A 16,386-nucleotide genomic window follows, 5' to 3' on the forward strand; every position below is an offset into this window, starting at 1 on the left:
TCAGGCAATTTTCTTTACTGTTCTGATCGTAGTGAAAATAGAATCAAGAACAGCTGTTTTATTTTTTACTAACGAATAATATAAAGTTTGTCCTTCTCTCCTTGAAGTGATAAAACCGGCATCTTTAATTTTACGAATATGTTGAGATATCGCTGGAACACTCATTTCCAAAATATCAGCAATATCACAAGGGCATAATTCATCTTCCATATTTAACAGGAATAATATTTTTAATCGTACTTCACTACCAGCAATTGAAAGCAGTTTTGTCATTTCTTGAAAATTCTCATCCATTTTTTCTAAAGTTGATTTACAATTTAGAAGTTGTTTATGGTCAGCTTGTGCTCTTGTACAGGTTATTTCCAGTTTCATGTCAATCAATTATTTTTCAAATGTATAATAAAATACGTATTTAAGCAAATACTTAAATAAAAGTATAATTATTCATAACAGAGTAATGTCTTAAGAATAATAGGCGGAGAGCCGTTGTTTATACTTCTTTACTCGAAGCGATAAAATAGTTTTAGATGGAAAAAAGGCGGTTGTAGTATTAAAACCGTCTTTTTTAAGCTAAACCAACATTTTATAAACTTTAATTAATGAACAAAAAGAAAAAACTAATTATTGCACTGGTATTCACTTTAGGATTTGTAGCTACAGGATCTGCTCAATCTGATAAATTGATGAAGAAAGTTACCGAAAAAGTTGAAAAATTAAATCAGCAGATCGTAGACGGTGAAGGCGAGGCAATTTCCGCAGAACAACGGGGAAAAATCACTGTTTTCGAAATTGAAAGAATTAAGAAGATTAGAAAAGTGAAAAAATCTGGAGTCGAAGATGATGATCTAAAAGAAGCGCGCAAAGAGATTAACAAGGTAAAGACGAATAATTAATAGAAAGAAAAAGAGGGTATATTCAGCCATTTTTTTTTAATTTAAAATTTATGAAACAAAACTTCAAAATATTACTGGCATTTTTGATAATACTGGCCTCTTGCAAGAATAAAAAGCAGGAATCTACTGAGTCAACGGCTTCGGAAAAAGAGACAGTAAAGAAAGAATATGAGTTGATAAAAGAAAAACCTGACAGTATGTTGTCTCCAGAAGGCATGGTGTGGGTCTCTGGTATTAATTTCACAATGGGAGCTCAAAATGGGGATCCTATGGCGTTACCAAGAGAAAGACCTGCTCACCTCGTAGCTGTGAATGGCTTTTTTATAGATCAGACTGAAGTTACCAATGCGTTTTCTTAAGTTCAGTAATTCTAAGAGTTCAAAGCGGGCTAATGTAAGTTTAGACATTCAATCACAAAAACTAACCAAATATTTTTAAAACTGAAAAATTCTGAGAGGATTTATAAAGAAGCCAAATCAATTCGAGCCCAATAAAATTATATCCCCGACTGAAACTTAAATATTGAAGTACGATTTCACCCCTAAAAAATCCTGGTGTTTGTATATTTAAAGACTTTATAAAATGTTGGGCTTCGTACTTTATCAAGGTCTTAGGTCAATTCTTATTTTTTGTATATTTGAAAACAATGAAAAGGAAGATGGATATTAAAACCACAAAAATCGAATTAGTGAAAGCAATACTAGAAATCGATAATAATGATTTTATTCAAAAAGTTGCTGATTTTATCAATAAAGAAAAAGTTGATTTTTGGGATGAATTAAGTGCTTCTGAACAAAAAGAAATTAAACAGGGTATTGAGGAACTCAATCAAGGTAAGAGAGTCTCTTACGATTCATTCTTAAAGAAAATTTCTTAATGAAAGTTTTTTTATCCGAGCTTGCCGAAACAAAACTTTTAAAACTTAATGAATATCTTTTAGAAAATTGGAATAAGAAAACTAGAGATAAATTCATTCAAAAGCTGTCGGAAAAAATAGAACAAATATCCCTTTATCCTGAAAGTTACCCACAATAATCACAAAATTTAAACTTAAGAAAATAAAAAAGTAATTTAAATTGATTCTAAATTATATACATCATATATATAATAACTTAAAATTTGTAAATTTGATTGATCTTAAAAATAAAGAGAGATTGCTCACACCACATAAGCAATCTCCCATTTTTGAAATAAAATTAACCGTCTAGTTAAAGTTTAAGATCATGAAGATTTTATATTCCTAAAAAAATCTTCGCTAATTCCCAAGCAATTTCAGCTATAAAAAGTAGCACATGTAAATTGAATCCTTTCCTCCTTGAGGGGTCGGATTCTTGGTGTCTATTTTTAGACATAATCTTAATAATTCATTCTATACCATCTGTTTCATAATTGTGGTTTATAATTAATTTTAGTTACTTTTGAATGAAAGTAAAGAGTCTGAACACCAAATTTTTACAAAGAACTTTTTCGACTGTTATATCGACTGGACTAAATTAAAAAAATATAACGGTTAGATATAAAATAGTTTTCAGGAATTATCAACAAGTAATTCTACATTACTGTGGGTAACAGCGGTTCATCTCAAATTACGGGTTGTGCAGAAAAAGTATAATTTTAGAAACCAGGAAAGAAGATGTTAAATCCGACAATTCCGCGTTCCTAATCCCGCAACTTGCGATAACCGCAAACCGTTGTCCAAAATCATCTAATTTTAAAGATATTTATAAATGCGTTGTGACAGAGCATACAACTTTTTATTATCGCATTTTCTCCTCGAAAAAAGAAATAGAAATAATAACTATTTTCGACACACGACAACATCCTCAAAAATTAAAAAAGGATATAGAGTAAAGTACGAAAGCCTAACATCAATTAATCGCAAATTACGGGTTTAATCGAAAGAGTGTAATTTTAGAAACCTGAACAAAATTGTTTATCCTAAAAGTCTGCGTCCATAATCCCGCAATATATGAACCGTAACCATTGCAGATATTCTAAAAAGAACCATTCGAACCAAAAATGCAAAGTTCACATCTCAAAACTTATTTGACATCAAACCTTGATATTGACGAAAAGGACATTTCTTCAATAATTGAAAGCTGTACGGTTAAAAAGGTACGAAAGGATGAGTTCCTTTTAAGAAAAAATGTACATTGCAAACATACTTTTTTTGTAGGAAATGGACTTTTACGACAGTATTCAATAGATGAGAAAGGTAAAGAACACACGATATCCTTCGCGCCTGAGAATTGGTTTGTAACCGATCGCGAAAGCGCATATTTCAATCAGCCATCAGCATATTATATTCAAGCATTGGAAGAGAGCGAAGTGGTTATAATTGATGAAAATTTCATTCAGCTTCTTTCAGAAAAAATTCCTGATTTTTCAGGTTTCAATAATAAATTACTGCATAACCATATACGACATTTGCAGAAACGAATTAACCTGTTGTTAAGCGCTAGTGCAAAGCAACGTTACCTGCAATTTATTGATATGTACCCCGATATTCTTTTACGTGTTCCCCAAACAATGGTAGCTTCCTATCTGGGAATTACCCCTGAAAGTTTGAGCAGGGTACGGAAGGAATTGGCTAATGAACACTTCAAAAAGTAGTTTCATACCAAACATAAATGTAGTTAAGCGAAACCTCCCATATATTAGTTGTCTTATTAATTTTAAAACTTAATGGGTTATTTCTAACAGTCTTTCTATAATGTCTATGGAACTGACAAAATTTTTAGCGAGTTACTAAAAGAGATCCATTCAACAGCAATTTTGTTCTTGTACAAACACAATATTTGCTCTTAATAGTTAGAGTGTTTCAATAATATTTCAATTCAGCATAGTGTTTAAGAATGATGTAAGAAATTGATAGTCTGTAAATTGACTTCTTATCGTAGATCAATGCACAGCATCCTATGATCATCTAATTTTGTTTCAAATAAGATGTTTAACATTAAAATCTTAGAAATGGAAACAATAGAAAATACAAAATGGAAAGTAGATGCGGCTCATTCTGAAATCGGGTTTAAAATAAAACATATGATGATTTCTACTGTCTCTGGAAATCTAAAAGGATTTGATGCTAATATCGAAACGGATAAAGAAAATTTTAAGGATGCAGATTTCAGTTTCACGGCAAAAATGGATTCTATCAGTACTAATAACAAGGAAAAGTATGCGCATTTGAAATCGGCGGATTTTTTGAATAATTAAAAATACCCCGATCTGACTTTTGAATCAAAATCTTTTAACGGAAGTACTATGGTGGGAAACTTGACGATTAGAAATGTAACCAAAGAAATTTCCCATGACTTTGATTTTAATGGAATAGCGGTGAATCCTATGCAGACAGACCAAACCCGGTTTTGAAGATTCAAGAACTATTAACCGAAAAGACTTCAATTTAAACTGGAATGCAGTAACCGAAACCGGCAATGTCGTAGTCAGTGATAAGGTTAGGTTGGGTGTCGATTTTCGATTTAAGCAGGAAAAGTAAGAATGTAAAAATTGTTAAATTTAAAATATTAATATAATGAGAACTAAAACAGTAGAGCTAGTAGCAAGTCCAAGGGAGCCTCATTTTGTGGGCGACGGGTTTCGGGTACATAATTTCATACCAAGTGGTTTTCGGATGGATATGCAGCGAATGAGCCCGTTTATTATGCTGGACTATAATTCGACCTATAATTTTCCACCTTCAGAAAAACCAAAAGGGGTTGGAGTCCATCCACATAAAGGTTTTGAGACCGTAACGCTTGCATATAAAGGTAAGGTTGCCCATCATGACAGCAGTGGTGGTGGGGGTGTAATAGGCGAAGGTGATGTTCAATGGATGACCGCGGCCAGTGGAGTATTGCACAAAGAATACCACGAAGAAGTATGGAGCAAAACAGGTGGTGATTTTCAAATGGTACAACTTTGGGTGAACCTGCGCGCCAAAGACAAAAAAAGCGATCCCAAATACCAGGCTATAAAATATGAAGATATCAACCGCTATAAATTGCAGGATGACGTTGGAATTATTGAAGTTATTGCAGGCGAATATAATGGCACTAAAGGAGCGGCTTCAACTTTTACACCCATACATATGTTCAATGCCAAATTGAAAAAAGGAGGAAAGGCAGATTTTCAATTTCCGGCAGCGTATAATACGGTACTTCTGGTCCTGGAAGGAAGCATTATTGTTAACGGGAAAGAAGAAACTCCAACAGATCACCTGGCATTAATGGCTAATGATGGCGAAACTTTTGAAATCGAAGCAAAAGATGATGCCGTGGTACTGGTTCTTAGTGGTGAACCTATCAATGAACCCATTGCTGCCCAGGGTCCTTTTGTAATGAACACCAGGGAAGAATTGATACAAGCCTTCAATGATTTTAATACCGGGAAGTTTGGTTATTTAGAGGATTAAATAATTGACTATTTGCGAATCATTAGTAATGAAATTGGTGAAATTACCCAAAAAAGGAATGATGTAATATAAATAATCATTCCTTTTTTACTTAACTTATCAATGAAGACAGGGTTTTGAAACTCATAAAGATTGAGTAATTCTATTAAGCTACTTTTCACTAAATAGGAAATAGGAAAAAGCTTAAAAAAGTATAGAAAAATAGAGTAGGTAAAAACTGCTTTTAAATCACATACTAAATCAAAAAAATATGGCGGAAATAAAACGAGAAGACAATGGTAAAAAGGGAAGATTTATCATTGATGAGGATGGTGAAGTTGCAGGAGAAATGACGTATACCTGGGCCGGAAAAACAAAATTTATAATTGACCATACCGGAGTAGAAGATAAGTTTGAAGGGAAAGGCTTTGCCAAACAATTGGTAATGGCCGGTGTTGATTTTGCCCGGAAGAACGATGTAAAAATTATTCCGCTTTGTCCATATGCAAAAAGTAGATTTGATAGAGATAGAAGTATAGGAGATGTTTTGGCGTGAGTAAAATCTTAAGGATTATTTGAATTGCGCTATTAATTAATAATAGTAGTATCTGAAAATGTCAGTATTTCCAGAATATGGGAATTAGGTGAGAATGGGCTTTTCAGAATTTATCGATAACACTTTATATGCTTTTCCTTTAAAGTACCTATCAGGCAAATCAAGATTAAAATTTTCATGTTGTGCCTTTCGTTTTCGCTCAAGACAGGCTGGAGTCGAGACATTTTTGATTGACCTTTCAACTACGCCCACAGTACCAAGAAATAATCTTAGGTCTCTAAATAGAAGTGAATTAAATTTTAAAAATATGTCGAATACAGAATTGATTATAAAAGAACGTGCAGCCGATATTGGTAATTTTATGGTCGGTCGTTTGTTACCGTTCCGGCAGAAACGGGCCGTTGGACCTTTTACTTTTATTGACCATATGGGGCCAGCCAGAATGAGCAAGGATGAAAATCTCGATGTTCCGCCACACCCACATATTGGATTGTCTACCCTTACATATTTATTTGAAGGATCAATTGTACATAAAGATAGTTTAGGTTCTGAGGTGGAAATTAAACCTGGTTCGGTAAACTGGATGACTGCAGGAAAAGGGGTGGTACATTCAGAAAGAACACCTGGATATTTACGAGATTCAGATAAGACTTTACACGGATTGCAAATTTGGGTGGCATTACCTAAAAATTTAGAGCAAATGCAACCCACCTTTGCTCATTTTGAAGAGAAAGATATTCCACATTGGAGCGAGCAAGGCGCGCAATTTAAGTTAATTGCTGGCAAGGCTTTTGGAAAAGTTTCCCCGGTTCCTGTTCATAGCGAGTTGTATTTCATTGAGATAAAAAGTAAGGAAAAACAACAGATAAATATAGGGAAAGAGCTCTATGGGGAAAGCGCTTTGTACATTTTAGAAGGGAGCGTAACTGCTGATGGACATCATTATGGTACTAAACAAATTTTAGTTGCCAAGGAAAGTACATTGTGCTCCTTTGACATGGAACCAAACACAACGCTCTATGTTTTTGGAGGAATTCCGTTTGAAGAAGAACGTTTTCTATATTGGAATTTCGTGAACTCTGATAAGGAGGTTATTGAAAAAGCTAAAAAGGACTGGAAAGACCAGAATCTGAAAGCTTTTCCGAAGGTGCCTGGAGATGAAGAGGAATATGTGCCTCTACCAAAACCACGCAAATTATGAAAACAGGAAGATTAGAAGCCTTTAGCGATGGCGTTTTGGCCATTATCATCACTATAATGGTATTAGAAATGAAAGTTCCGGAAGGTGCCGGTTTTGATGTCTTAAAGCCAATTCTGCCTGTTTTTCTCACCTATATTTTGAGCTTTATTTACTTAGGAATTTACTGGAACAACCACCATCACCTACTACAAGCCGTTAATAAGGTAAATGGGAAAATTTTGTGGGCGAACCTGAATTTATTGTTTTGGCTCTCTCTTTTTCCATTTGTTACAGGTTGGATGGGAGAAAATCATTTTGAAACCAACCCAACCGCATTGTATGGGATGGTTTTATTCCTGGCTGCTCTGGCATTCAAAATATTTGTTTATTACGTTATAAAGAATGAAGGCAAAGAATCGAATGTAGGGAAAGTTTACAGTAATGATATAAAGTTGAATATTTCACTTTTACTATACTTAACTGGTAGTGCCATATCATTTTTACAACCATTCCTAGGCCTCTTAATATATTTAGTCGCTGCTCTTCTGTGGGTGTTACCAGATAAAAGAATTGAACAAACATTTAAAAAATAAATCAGGTAAAAACAAATGAATATCCAACAGAGAAATCATTGTCTAATGAAAAGTCAAAAAATGCATTCATTCGGAAATATGTGTGAAAATATTACCAAAAAAAATCAGGAAAGAGTTAGAGCAAAAAATAATTGGTAGCTGGTTAATAATTTAAAAAAACGATTTTCAAAAATTTAAAAATAACATGTGAATGATGAAGCCAGAAATAGTGGGATCTTAGGCCCAAATAATTACAAATAATGACTCTTAAGGTGGAATAATTCTGGTTATCAATGAGAACGATTAAGCTTTCTAATTTTATTTTTAATCTAAACGAGAGGGGATTAGATTCAATTGGATAATATTGATCCAAGGTCTAATCCCCTTATAAATTTTGGCTCTTCATAGCTGAAAGCCCATTTTTCAGTTCTTTATACAAATTTTCTACGAAAGTTAATCTTCCTCAGGTGATGAACCTGCTCCTACCGTTGCATCTTTAAACCAAACTTCTGCATAGTCTCCATTGGCATATTGTTTGGCGATATCACCTTCATAAATATCTGCTCCCGTGCTCCAAACCAGGTTTTCTTCCGGGGATTTTCCGTTAGTTTGATTATAAGCTCCTTGTTTAAAGTAATTTAATTCCCCTGAATATGCTTCCTCACGTTCTATTCCGTCACGACCTATTGATTCATATAAGGTTAATATTTGCTGTGGAATATCTTCAGTTCTTGCAAATTCTGATTTTAGCAGGTTTTTGGTAAAGGTTTTGGTTTCGTGGCCTTCACTTTTAAAAGTAAGATACATGGTTCCCTTATGTACGTTTATTTCATAGCTGAATTCTTCCCCCAGTTCAATACCATTTTCAGGTTCTTCAGGATAGGCATCAGGGGCTGAACCTATAACAGACATGTCATGTCCCCAAACCGGGGTGGAATAATCCCATCGTTCTGAATTATCACCTTTCGTATTAATTTCATAGTTCCAGAACACAGAACCTTTCGTGTGTCCTGGAAATTTCTTATAAAAGATTTTCAGAGGTTCGTTTTCATGACCTTCATCGCTATGAATCTGACCCACTACTACTGAATAAGAAGCAGCGACCCTGGCATCCCCGGAAGTGGAAACATGCATTACTTTTAGTGTGCCGGTTAATTTCCCTCCCTCTTCAGGAGTCCAGTGTTCTAATTGGCCTAATTCCGTTCTCGTATTGCTTGAGGTTTTAGAGGTAACACCAGAATTAGGTGTTTTATACACAACCCATTCTGTATTGTATTCATTTTCGACATAGAAAAAATCCTTATGCTTAAAATCTTCCAATTCTTCTGTACGAGTACCATTACCTAAAAGGATACTCCATTCATCCATAAAAGAGATTACATCGCTTGGATAAACTTCGGCTTTTTCATTAGTTTTTTCTTTTTCCTCCTTGTTTTTTTTGGCATTATCTGCACAACTATTTAGTGATAAGACTAAACCGAGTATTAAAAAAGATTTGAACGATAATTTAAAAAATTTCATTTAGTAGATATTTAAGGTTTAAAATTCTGTCGATTATTTTGTATCGTTATTTATTAATATCTTGATTTTAAGCTTCTTGCCATAATTGTTGCACGGTGGCCAGGTCTTTTTGCATGGCATCAAAAACAAACTGCTTATCAACGGTAATTTCAGATTTTCCTTTTTCAGCTCCACCCAGAGGATATTCCAGATGTAAAGAAACAGGAGGTTTTAAATCATAATCTTTCAGAAGTTTAAAATAACTTTTGAAGTCTACCATCCCTTCGCCTATCGGCACATTCACAACTTCCCATTTACCGTTTGTTTTTTTCCATTTAAAATCCTTTAAAACGATCGTTTTTATATGGTCTTTCAGTAACCTAAGACCATTCTCCCAGGATAAGCCACCATCTACCATGGCATGACGAATGTCGTATTGGGTCCCGAACCAATCTGGATTAACCGTTTCCAGAAGTTGTTTTACCTCCCAGAAAGTAGAACCGATACTTGTGCCCGCATGGTTTTGATAACAGCCAGTAATGCCGTATTGTTTATTTACCTCCCCAAGCTCGTTGATTTGTTGCTGGTAGATATCGATAGACTCCTGCATGGATCTGTCTTTATGATATTTGAACCAATCGCTTCTATAAAACTCTACTCCATTCTCCGCAGCTGTTTTGATAATTTTTAAATCATCTGTATTCTTAACATCACTTATGGTAGTGGTGATCATTTTACAGGACGATCCGGCTTCTTTTATATCCTGTATGGCTTGAGGTAATTCAGTTTCAACATTTTCAGGTAAGATGTGACCTTTGGGGCGCACGGTCAGGTCCAACCCTTCAAATCCTAATTTCGCTGCAATTCTGGCAGCTTCTTTTATATCCAAAAACTGCAAATGTTTAGAGAAGAGATGGACTTCTAAAGGATCATCAGACTTATCAAAATTGAATATACTGAACGGAGATGTGATCCAGGGCATAGCGATTACTGCCGCGCCTACATTTTTTATAAACTCTCTTCTTGGCATGTTCATATAATCAAAATTTAGCATTATTAGATATCCTCACTTTTCAAGATAATCGAAACTTATTGGGCTTATTAGCATATAAATACTTTTATAGGATACTATTTGACTGTAATTATGTTAAAAATTTGCAAGTCGAACAAATATACATATATTTGGTAAACCAATTTGGTAAACCAGTTGAAATTATGAAAAATATCTTATTTACTTTTTTTTTATTTGTATCCGGAATTAGCGTCGGTCAAGATTCTACAACGACTAAAAATCCTGTTACGAACATTTCAGAATTTAATAGTGCCGTGGAAAAAGCCGGGCCAGGTGATGTAATTACATTGGCCAACGGGGTGTGGAAAGATGCAGAATTGATTTTTAAGGGAAATGGAACTAAAGACCAGCCTATTACCTTAAATGTTGAAAGTAAAGGAAAAGTAACTCTTGCGGGAAAATCGTCTTTAAAACTAGCAGGGGAATTTCTTATTGTAGATGGCCTTTATTTCAAAAACGGCTATACACCATCAAACTCGGTAATTGAATACAGGCTTGATGATGAAAATATTGCCAATAATAGCACGGTCCAGAATTGTGTCATTGAAAACTTCACCCAGCCGAGCAGGGATACAAAAGATCATTGGGTAGAACTTTGGGGGAGGAATAATGCCCTTAAGAATAATTATATCGCGGGAAAGTCAAATACCGGTCCTACCGTACGGGTTTTTCTGAAAGGAAATGAGAATATCAATACCCATCACCAGATAACTCACAATTATTTCGGGGAACGACCACGAAAGGGAGGTCCGCATGGTGAAACTATGCAGATAGGTTCCAGTGAAACTTCGATGACTCCAGCGTACGTAAATGTTTCTGAAAATTTATTTTATAGATGTAACGGTGAGGTAGAGATCATTTCCAGCAAGTCTAATTTCAATAGTTTTAAGAATAACGTATTTTTTGAATCTGAAGGTTCATTGGTGTTAAGGCATGGGAATTACGCTACGATAGATGGTAATATTTTTATTGGGAATGATAATTCAGAATTTATAGGTGGTATTCGGGTAATCAATACCGGGCACTGGATCACCAATAATTATTTTTATAAGCTCAAAGGAACCGAGTTTAGGGCTCCCTTAGCAGTGATGAATGGAATCCCTAAATCTCCACTTAACCGTTATAACCAGGTAACCGACGTAGTGGTTGCTTATAATTCTTTTATTGATAATAAATCTCCGTGGCATTTTAGTGTTGGGTCTAATGTAGATAAAAGCGAGGTTTTGCCTGCTTCTGAAATTCGTTCTGCCAGACCTGAGCGGATACTGGTTGCCAATAATTTAATTTATAGTGAATCGGAACAGAAACTTCCTGTGGTAGCCTACGATACGGTAGACGGTGTGAAGTTTAAAAATAATATTTTAAATAGTCCTAATGAGAGTGAGGTTCAGGATAAAGGAATGATAACGCAGGATTTTGAAATAAAACAGCTTTCAGAATATTTATATGCCCCTGCCGAAAATCTTAATGATGTTTATGATGGTTTTGATTTTGAAACTATTGAGAAAGATCTCTTCGGAAATGATAGGACAGAAGATAACAGTATTGGAGCGGTTACTTTACCGGTCTCTAATAATGCAAAACTTGTAAATAAAAAATTATATGGTCCTGATTGGTTTAACCCTGAGATAGAAAAGAAAAAGGCTGAAGTAGTGCAGGTTTCAACTTCAGAAGAATTAATTAAAGCTTTACAAAACGCAAAGTCGGGCGGCATAATCGAATTAAAGTCCGGAACTTATAAGCTTGAGAATTCGATTGTTATTGATAAAAGAATTAGTCTTCGATCAAAAAATAAGGCGAAACTGCAATTTTCAGAAAGTAATTCCACTCCTGCATTTCAAATGAACCCGGGAGGAAGCCTGAAAATTGAAAATATTGATCTAAGCGGAAATAAAAACCGTGATGCTTTTGGGACTTTGAATGAAAATATGTCCAGCGCCTATAATTTATGGGTAGATAATTCTGAAATAAAGGATTTTAAAAATCTTCTGGAAGTCTCACAACGTTCTTTTGCCGATACCATTTCTATTACAAATTCAAGTGTTAAAGATCTTCAGGCGGGGATTAATCTTGCTGAGGAGACCGATGACAAAGGTGAATATAATGCCGAATTCGTTTATATAACCAATTCTGAGTTTGAAAATATCCAGAATGAAGTACTTGATTATCATCGTGGCGGTTATGATGAATCAACGATAGGTGGCAATCTGGTCTTTACAGGTAATACCATCAAAAATTCGGGTACATCAGAAGCTACGGAGATTCTTTTAAAAACCAGGGGAATTGTAAATGTTGAAATGGCCAACAACAATTTTATTGATAATCCAGTGAAATTTATTGCGATTCTTTGGGGAGCCAAAGGTCAGGAGCCGGTGAATAATACTATTGAAAATTCAGGCGAGATTAAAGTGGAGGAAAACCTCAAGCAGAAATTAATGTACTAATTCATCATGAAAAAAATATTCATAGCCATATTCATATTTTCCGCTTTTTTTTCCTGTAAAGATAATACCGCAGGAACATCTAAAGAAATCGAACAAAAAGGCGATACAACAAAATACCCAAGTGATGTTATTCCATTTTTTGATCACTGGAAATTAATATTGGGCGATGGTTCAAATGCTGGTGTTGCAAATAATTTTGAAGATGAAGATTTCTTTTATACTGAAACTGAAGATTCTGGGAACTGGATAGTTTTTAAGGCTCCCAATGGAGGAGACACGCATGGTACTTCAAACAATACGAGAACTGAATTAGCTCAAATTAAAAAATGGTATCCCGCAACCGCCGATGATAAACTTTCAGCTACACTCAAAGTAATGAATGTATCTTCTACCGGGGATGCCCGGGTAGCTGCTTCCTACTCGGTAGTTGTCGGTCAGATTCATAGCGCCGATGGCCACGAGAACGAGCCGCTTAAAATATTTTACAAGAAATTTCCTGGTCATACTAAGGGGTCGGTGTTTTGGCATTATGAAATTAATACTGCCGGAGATGATAATTCTGTACGATGGGATTTTTCCACAGCGGTTTGGGGGCATGATTTTTCGGTAGTTGGCCCTGATGAAAGCACGTATCCTGAAGAACCAGAGGATGGGATTGCTTTGGGTGAAGAGTTCAGTTATGAAATCGAGGTGAAAGGCGGTATTATGAACTTAAAATTCACTAGTGAAGAACATGAAACCAAATCCTTTACAAAAAATCTAACCAAATCTGAATATTCCATAACTACTGAGATACCTAAGCAAACACAGGATTTATTTGTACCAGTTGGGCAGGATGGTGTGGAGCGTAAGAACGCGTATGCTGGCGAGGGATGTTTTTTTAAGTTGGGAGCTTACAATCAAACTAATGGAAAATCACCTATAGTAAATAAAAATTGGTGTTCCGGGGCAGAAACCCATGGAGGCGATATAGAAAAACAATATGCAGACGGGAACTATGCTGAAGTATGGTTTAAGGACGCAAGCATAACTATTAGTGATGCAGCCATTTCTAATAAAGCTTATTTTACTAAAAATGATTAGGCATTAGAGAATCAACAATCAAACAGCGTATTCCTAGGGGTGCCCATGTGCAATTCACTATTGTTTTGGTGCAGATGCAGTAAACCAATATACAGCGTAGGTTGCATATAAAGGAAGACATCCGGAAACTCTGTAGGCTACCAGCAATGCTGAAATCTTGACGCACACTCCTATAAAATTCGGTGCTAAGAAGATTTGCGTTAGTACAGTCTACCCAAATTTTGTCCTTGGAAGTTCATTTCAGGATAAACACACTATAAAAAATAAGGAGCTGCAAGAGCTGGAGGTACTGTTGGATTTTGCAGGTACTGCTTACGACGTTGCCCGGGTTGTTTATTTGTTTCTTCTGAAATTATTGGTTAAGTAAAAAATTATTGTACATTGGTAAACCAATTTGGTAAACCAGTTTTATTTTTTTAATTTCAACCTCAATTAATCAATAATATGATATGAGATATTACATAGCCTCCTTATTTTTAATATTAGTTTTTTCAGTAAATGCTCAGAAGAATCTGAAAAGTAATTCTTCGGGTTTAGTCCTTACTGAAGAAGGAGTGGAAAATATCCAGTCCAACCTGGGGACGGTATCCTTATTTGATCAGACCCTAAAGCAGGTAAAAGAAGAAGTAGATAAGGAAATGGCTCGGGATATCCAGGTTCCTGTTCCAAAAGATCTTGCCGGTGGGTATACCCATGAAAGGCACAAAAAGAATTATGCGACAGCACAAAAGGCTGGAGTGCTTTATAAAATTTTAGAGGAGGAAAAGTACGCTCGATATATTAAAGAGATGCTCATGGAATAAGCCCGGCTTTATCCTGAACTTCCATTACATCCTGAAGAACGATCTTATGCAAGAGGTAAATTATTCTGGCAATCACTTAACGATTCCAACTGGCTTGTAGCGATGAGTCAGGCTTATGACAGTATATATGACTGGTTAAGTACTGAAGATAAAAAGTTCTTAGAAGAGAATTTATTCCATCCTTATGCCGATTTCCTTTCTGAAGGAAACCCTAAATTCTTTAATCGAATTCATAATCATAGCACCTGGGGAAATGCAGCCGTGGGTATGATTGGTTTGGTTATGGATAATGATGAACTGGTGAACAGGGCATTATATGGACTAGAGAATACGAATATAGATAAAGCCGCCAGGGATAATGATGGCGGTCTAATTCAGCAGCCCGGACAGAAAGCCGGTTTTTTGGCTAATATTGAAGAAGCTTTTTCTCCTTCCGGATATTATACTGAAGGTCCTTATTATCAGCGGTACGCCATGTATCCTTTTATGTTATTTGCTAAGGCGTTGCAGAACAAAAGGCCTGAACTCAAAATCTTCGAATATAAAGATGGGGTTCTTATTAAGTCTGTAGATGCGTTATTGAATTTAACCGATGCCGATGGGGAATTCTTTCCATTAAATGACGCTCAGAAAGGCATGTCATTTTTCAATAAATCAGTAATAATGGCGGTAGATGCGGCTTATTATTACGGGGAGCAGGATCCAAGGCTTTTATCGGTTGCAAAAAAGCAGGGAGAGGTAACACTTGATGATGCGGGATTGGCAGTTGCCCTTGGGTTGAAAAATGATAAAGAGAAAGAATTTCAAAAAAAATCTATTGTACTTAGCGACGGTTCAAAAGGAAATAAAGGTGGCGTAGGAATATTGCGGATCACAGAAGATGAAAGTATCTTTTCATTAGTAATGAAATTCACTTCTCAGGGCGATAGCCACGGTCATTATGATAAACTTTCTTATTCATTTTATAATGATGGGGAAGAAGTGATTCAGGATTACGGCTTTTCCAGATTTGTAAATATTGAACCCAAGAACGGCGGAGGTTATTTAAAGGAAAACACTAGCTGGGCAAAACAAAGTATCGCTCATAATACCATAGTTCAGAATGAAACATCGCATTTTAATGGAGATTTCGATACCGGAAATAAATATCATTCAGAAAAATACTTTTCAGATTTTTCAAAGGATAATGTTCAGATCATAAGTGCTAAGGAAGAGAATGCTTATCCAGGCACTAAGATGCAACGAACCATGGCGTTGATCAAAAATGACATATTTCAGAAGCCTGTGCTGGTAGATATATTCAGGGTAAAAGGAGATCAATCAAATCAATATGACTTACCCTTTTATTATTTCGGACAGATTATAGAAACCAGTTTTGAGTATGATTCACCTGAAAAGCTGGAAAAATTAGGTTCAAAAAATGGATATCAGCATCTATGGAAAGAAGCTTCTGGTGCTGCGGAAGCTGGAAATGCCAGATTTACCTGGTCTGAAAATAACAAATTTTATACGCTCACTAGCGCAACCATGCAGAATGATAGTCTTATTCTGGGCAGGTTGGGAGCTTCAGATCCTGAATTCAATTTAAGAAGAGATCCGGTTTATATCTGGAGAAAAAGTAATACTAAAGACGCGGTGTTTGCTTCGGTTCTGGAACCACATGGCAGTTATAACCCGGTAACCGAATTAGGGAATAATAGCTTCAGCCAGGTTCAGAATGTTGAGGTATTACTGGATAGTGATGAATATACCGGTATTGAAATTACCGGAACAAATAAAAATAAGCTTTTACTCGTAATTTCAAATAATGATGCTGAAGACCAGCATAATATAAAAATAGGTAACCGTGAAATTTCCTGGAAAGGTAATTACACATTAATTGAAAATTAA

16 protein-coding genes and 2 pseudogenes are annotated in these 16,386 nt (G+C 35.4%); 15 read left to right on the forward strand and 3 right to left on the reverse strand.

Annotation, left to right across the window (positions count from 1 at the left end):
* A complete protein-coding gene (locus GFO_RS05315; RefSeq protein WP_011709022.1) occupies positions 1 to 372 on the reverse strand; it encodes an ArsR/SmtB family transcription factor in 372 nt (123 codons plus the stop codon).
* Positions 373 to 599: 227 nt separating this feature from the next.
* On the opposite strand from GFO_RS05315, the gene GFO_RS05320 reads away from it, so the two are divergent.
* The 11 genes and pseudogenes from GFO_RS05320 to GFO_RS05365 all read left to right on the forward strand — a co-directional run bounded on the left by GFO_RS05320 (position 600) and on the right by GFO_RS05365 (position 7,615).
* Complete coding sequence (locus GFO_RS05320) at positions 600 to 893, forward strand: hypothetical protein (protein ID WP_011709023.1); 294 nt, start codon at positions 600 to 602, stop codon at positions 891 to 893.
* A 50-nt stretch (positions 894 to 943) separates the two neighbouring features.
* A complete protein-coding gene (locus tag GFO_RS05325) occupies positions 944 to 1,252 on the forward strand; it encodes an SUMF1/EgtB/PvdO family nonheme iron enzyme (protein WP_011709024.1) in 309 nt (102 codons plus the stop codon).
* Between the two features lie 299 nt (positions 1,253 to 1,551).
* A complete protein-coding gene (locus GFO_RS05330; RefSeq protein WP_041250256.1) occupies positions 1,552 to 1,770 on the forward strand; it encodes a hypothetical protein in 219 nt (72 codons plus the stop codon).
* On the forward strand, positions 1,770 to 1,928 hold the full coding sequence (locus tag GFO_RS05335) for a type II toxin-antitoxin system RelE/ParE family toxin (protein WP_011709027.1): 159 nt from the start codon (positions 1,770 to 1,772) through the stop codon (positions 1,926 to 1,928). The genes GFO_RS05330 and GFO_RS05335 overlap by 1 nt, the downstream gene beginning before the upstream one ends.
* Positions 1,929 to 2,912: 984 nt before the next feature.
* The gene (locus tag GFO_RS05340; RefSeq protein WP_011709029.1) at positions 2,913 to 3,506 is read left to right on the forward strand and encodes a Crp/Fnr family transcriptional regulator; all 594 of its coding nucleotides are present in this window, start codon (positions 2,913 to 2,915) and stop codon (positions 3,504 to 3,506) included.
* Positions 3,507 to 3,938: 432 nt separating this feature from the next.
* A pseudogene (locus GFO_RS17925) lies at positions 3,939 to 4,265 on the forward strand (YceI family protein).
* A 13-nt stretch (positions 4,266 to 4,278) separates the two neighbouring features.
* Complete coding sequence (locus GFO_RS18115) at positions 4,279 to 4,392, forward strand: hypothetical protein (RefSeq protein WP_423738265.1); 114 nt, start codon at positions 4,279 to 4,281, stop codon at positions 4,390 to 4,392.
* A 36-nt stretch (positions 4,393 to 4,428) separates the two neighbouring features.
* Positions 4,429 to 5,307 carry a pirin family protein gene (locus GFO_RS05350; RefSeq protein WP_011709032.1) on the forward strand — a complete coding sequence of 293 codons (879 nt, stop codon included), beginning with the start codon at positions 4,429 to 4,431 and terminating at the stop codon, positions 5,305 to 5,307.
* A gap of 250 nt (positions 5,308 to 5,557) precedes the next feature.
* Complete coding sequence (locus GFO_RS05355; RefSeq protein ID WP_011709034.1) at positions 5,558 to 5,842, forward strand: GNAT family N-acetyltransferase; 285 nt, start codon at positions 5,558 to 5,560, stop codon at positions 5,840 to 5,842.
* Between the two features lie 307 nt (positions 5,843 to 6,149).
* A complete protein-coding gene (locus GFO_RS05360; RefSeq protein ID WP_041250019.1) occupies positions 6,150 to 7,043 on the forward strand; it encodes a pirin family protein in 894 nt (297 codons plus the stop codon).
* On the forward strand, positions 7,040 to 7,615 hold the full coding sequence (locus GFO_RS05365) for a TMEM175 family protein (protein ID WP_011709036.1): 576 nt from the start codon (positions 7,040 to 7,042) through the stop codon (positions 7,613 to 7,615). Before GFO_RS05360 ends, GFO_RS05365 begins: the two co-directional genes overlap by 4 nt.
* 432 nt (positions 7,616 to 8,047) lie before the next feature.
* On the opposite strand, the gene GFO_RS05370 is transcribed toward GFO_RS05365, so the two are convergent.
* Together GFO_RS05370 and GFO_RS05375 are read right to left on the reverse strand one after the other, a co-directional pair.
* A complete protein-coding gene (locus GFO_RS05370) occupies positions 8,048 to 9,115 on the reverse strand; it encodes a polysaccharide lyase family 7 protein (RefSeq protein WP_011709038.1) in 1,068 nt (355 codons plus the stop codon).
* A 67-nt stretch (positions 9,116 to 9,182) separates the two neighbouring features.
* Positions 9,183 to 10,130 (reverse strand): sugar phosphate isomerase/epimerase family protein, encoded by a 948-nt coding sequence (locus GFO_RS05375; protein ID WP_198408248.1) that lies wholly within the window; start codon positions 10,128 to 10,130, stop codon positions 9,183 to 9,185.
* A gap of 179 nt (positions 10,131 to 10,309) precedes the next feature.
* Between GFO_RS05375 and GFO_RS05380 the strand changes: the two genes are divergently transcribed.
* The 4 genes and pseudogenes from GFO_RS05380 to GFO_RS17940 all read left to right on the forward strand — a co-directional run.
* Positions 10,310 to 12,610, forward strand: coding sequence for a chondroitinase-B domain-containing protein (locus tag GFO_RS05380; protein WP_011709040.1), 2,301 nt, complete (start codon positions 10,310 to 10,312; stop codon positions 12,608 to 12,610).
* A 6-nt stretch (positions 12,611 to 12,616) separates the two neighbouring features.
* A complete protein-coding gene (locus GFO_RS05385; protein ID WP_011709041.1) occupies positions 12,617 to 13,693 on the forward strand; it encodes a polysaccharide lyase family 7 protein in 1,077 nt (358 codons plus the stop codon).
* A gap of 449 nt (positions 13,694 to 14,142) precedes the next feature.
* Positions 14,143 to 14,496: a hypothetical protein gene (locus GFO_RS17930; RefSeq protein WP_011709043.1), complete on the forward strand. Its 354-nt coding sequence runs from the start codon at positions 14,143 to 14,145 to the stop codon at positions 14,494 to 14,496.
* A gap of 18 nt (positions 14,497 to 14,514) precedes the next feature.
* Positions 14,515 to 16,386: pseudogene (locus GFO_RS17940) on the forward strand (heparinase II/III domain-containing protein); the annotation flags it as partial.

This window comes from Christiangramia forsetii KT0803 (genome assembly GCF_000060345.1).
GTDB lineage: Bacteria > Bacteroidota > Bacteroidia > Flavobacteriales > Flavobacteriaceae > Christiangramia > Christiangramia forsetii.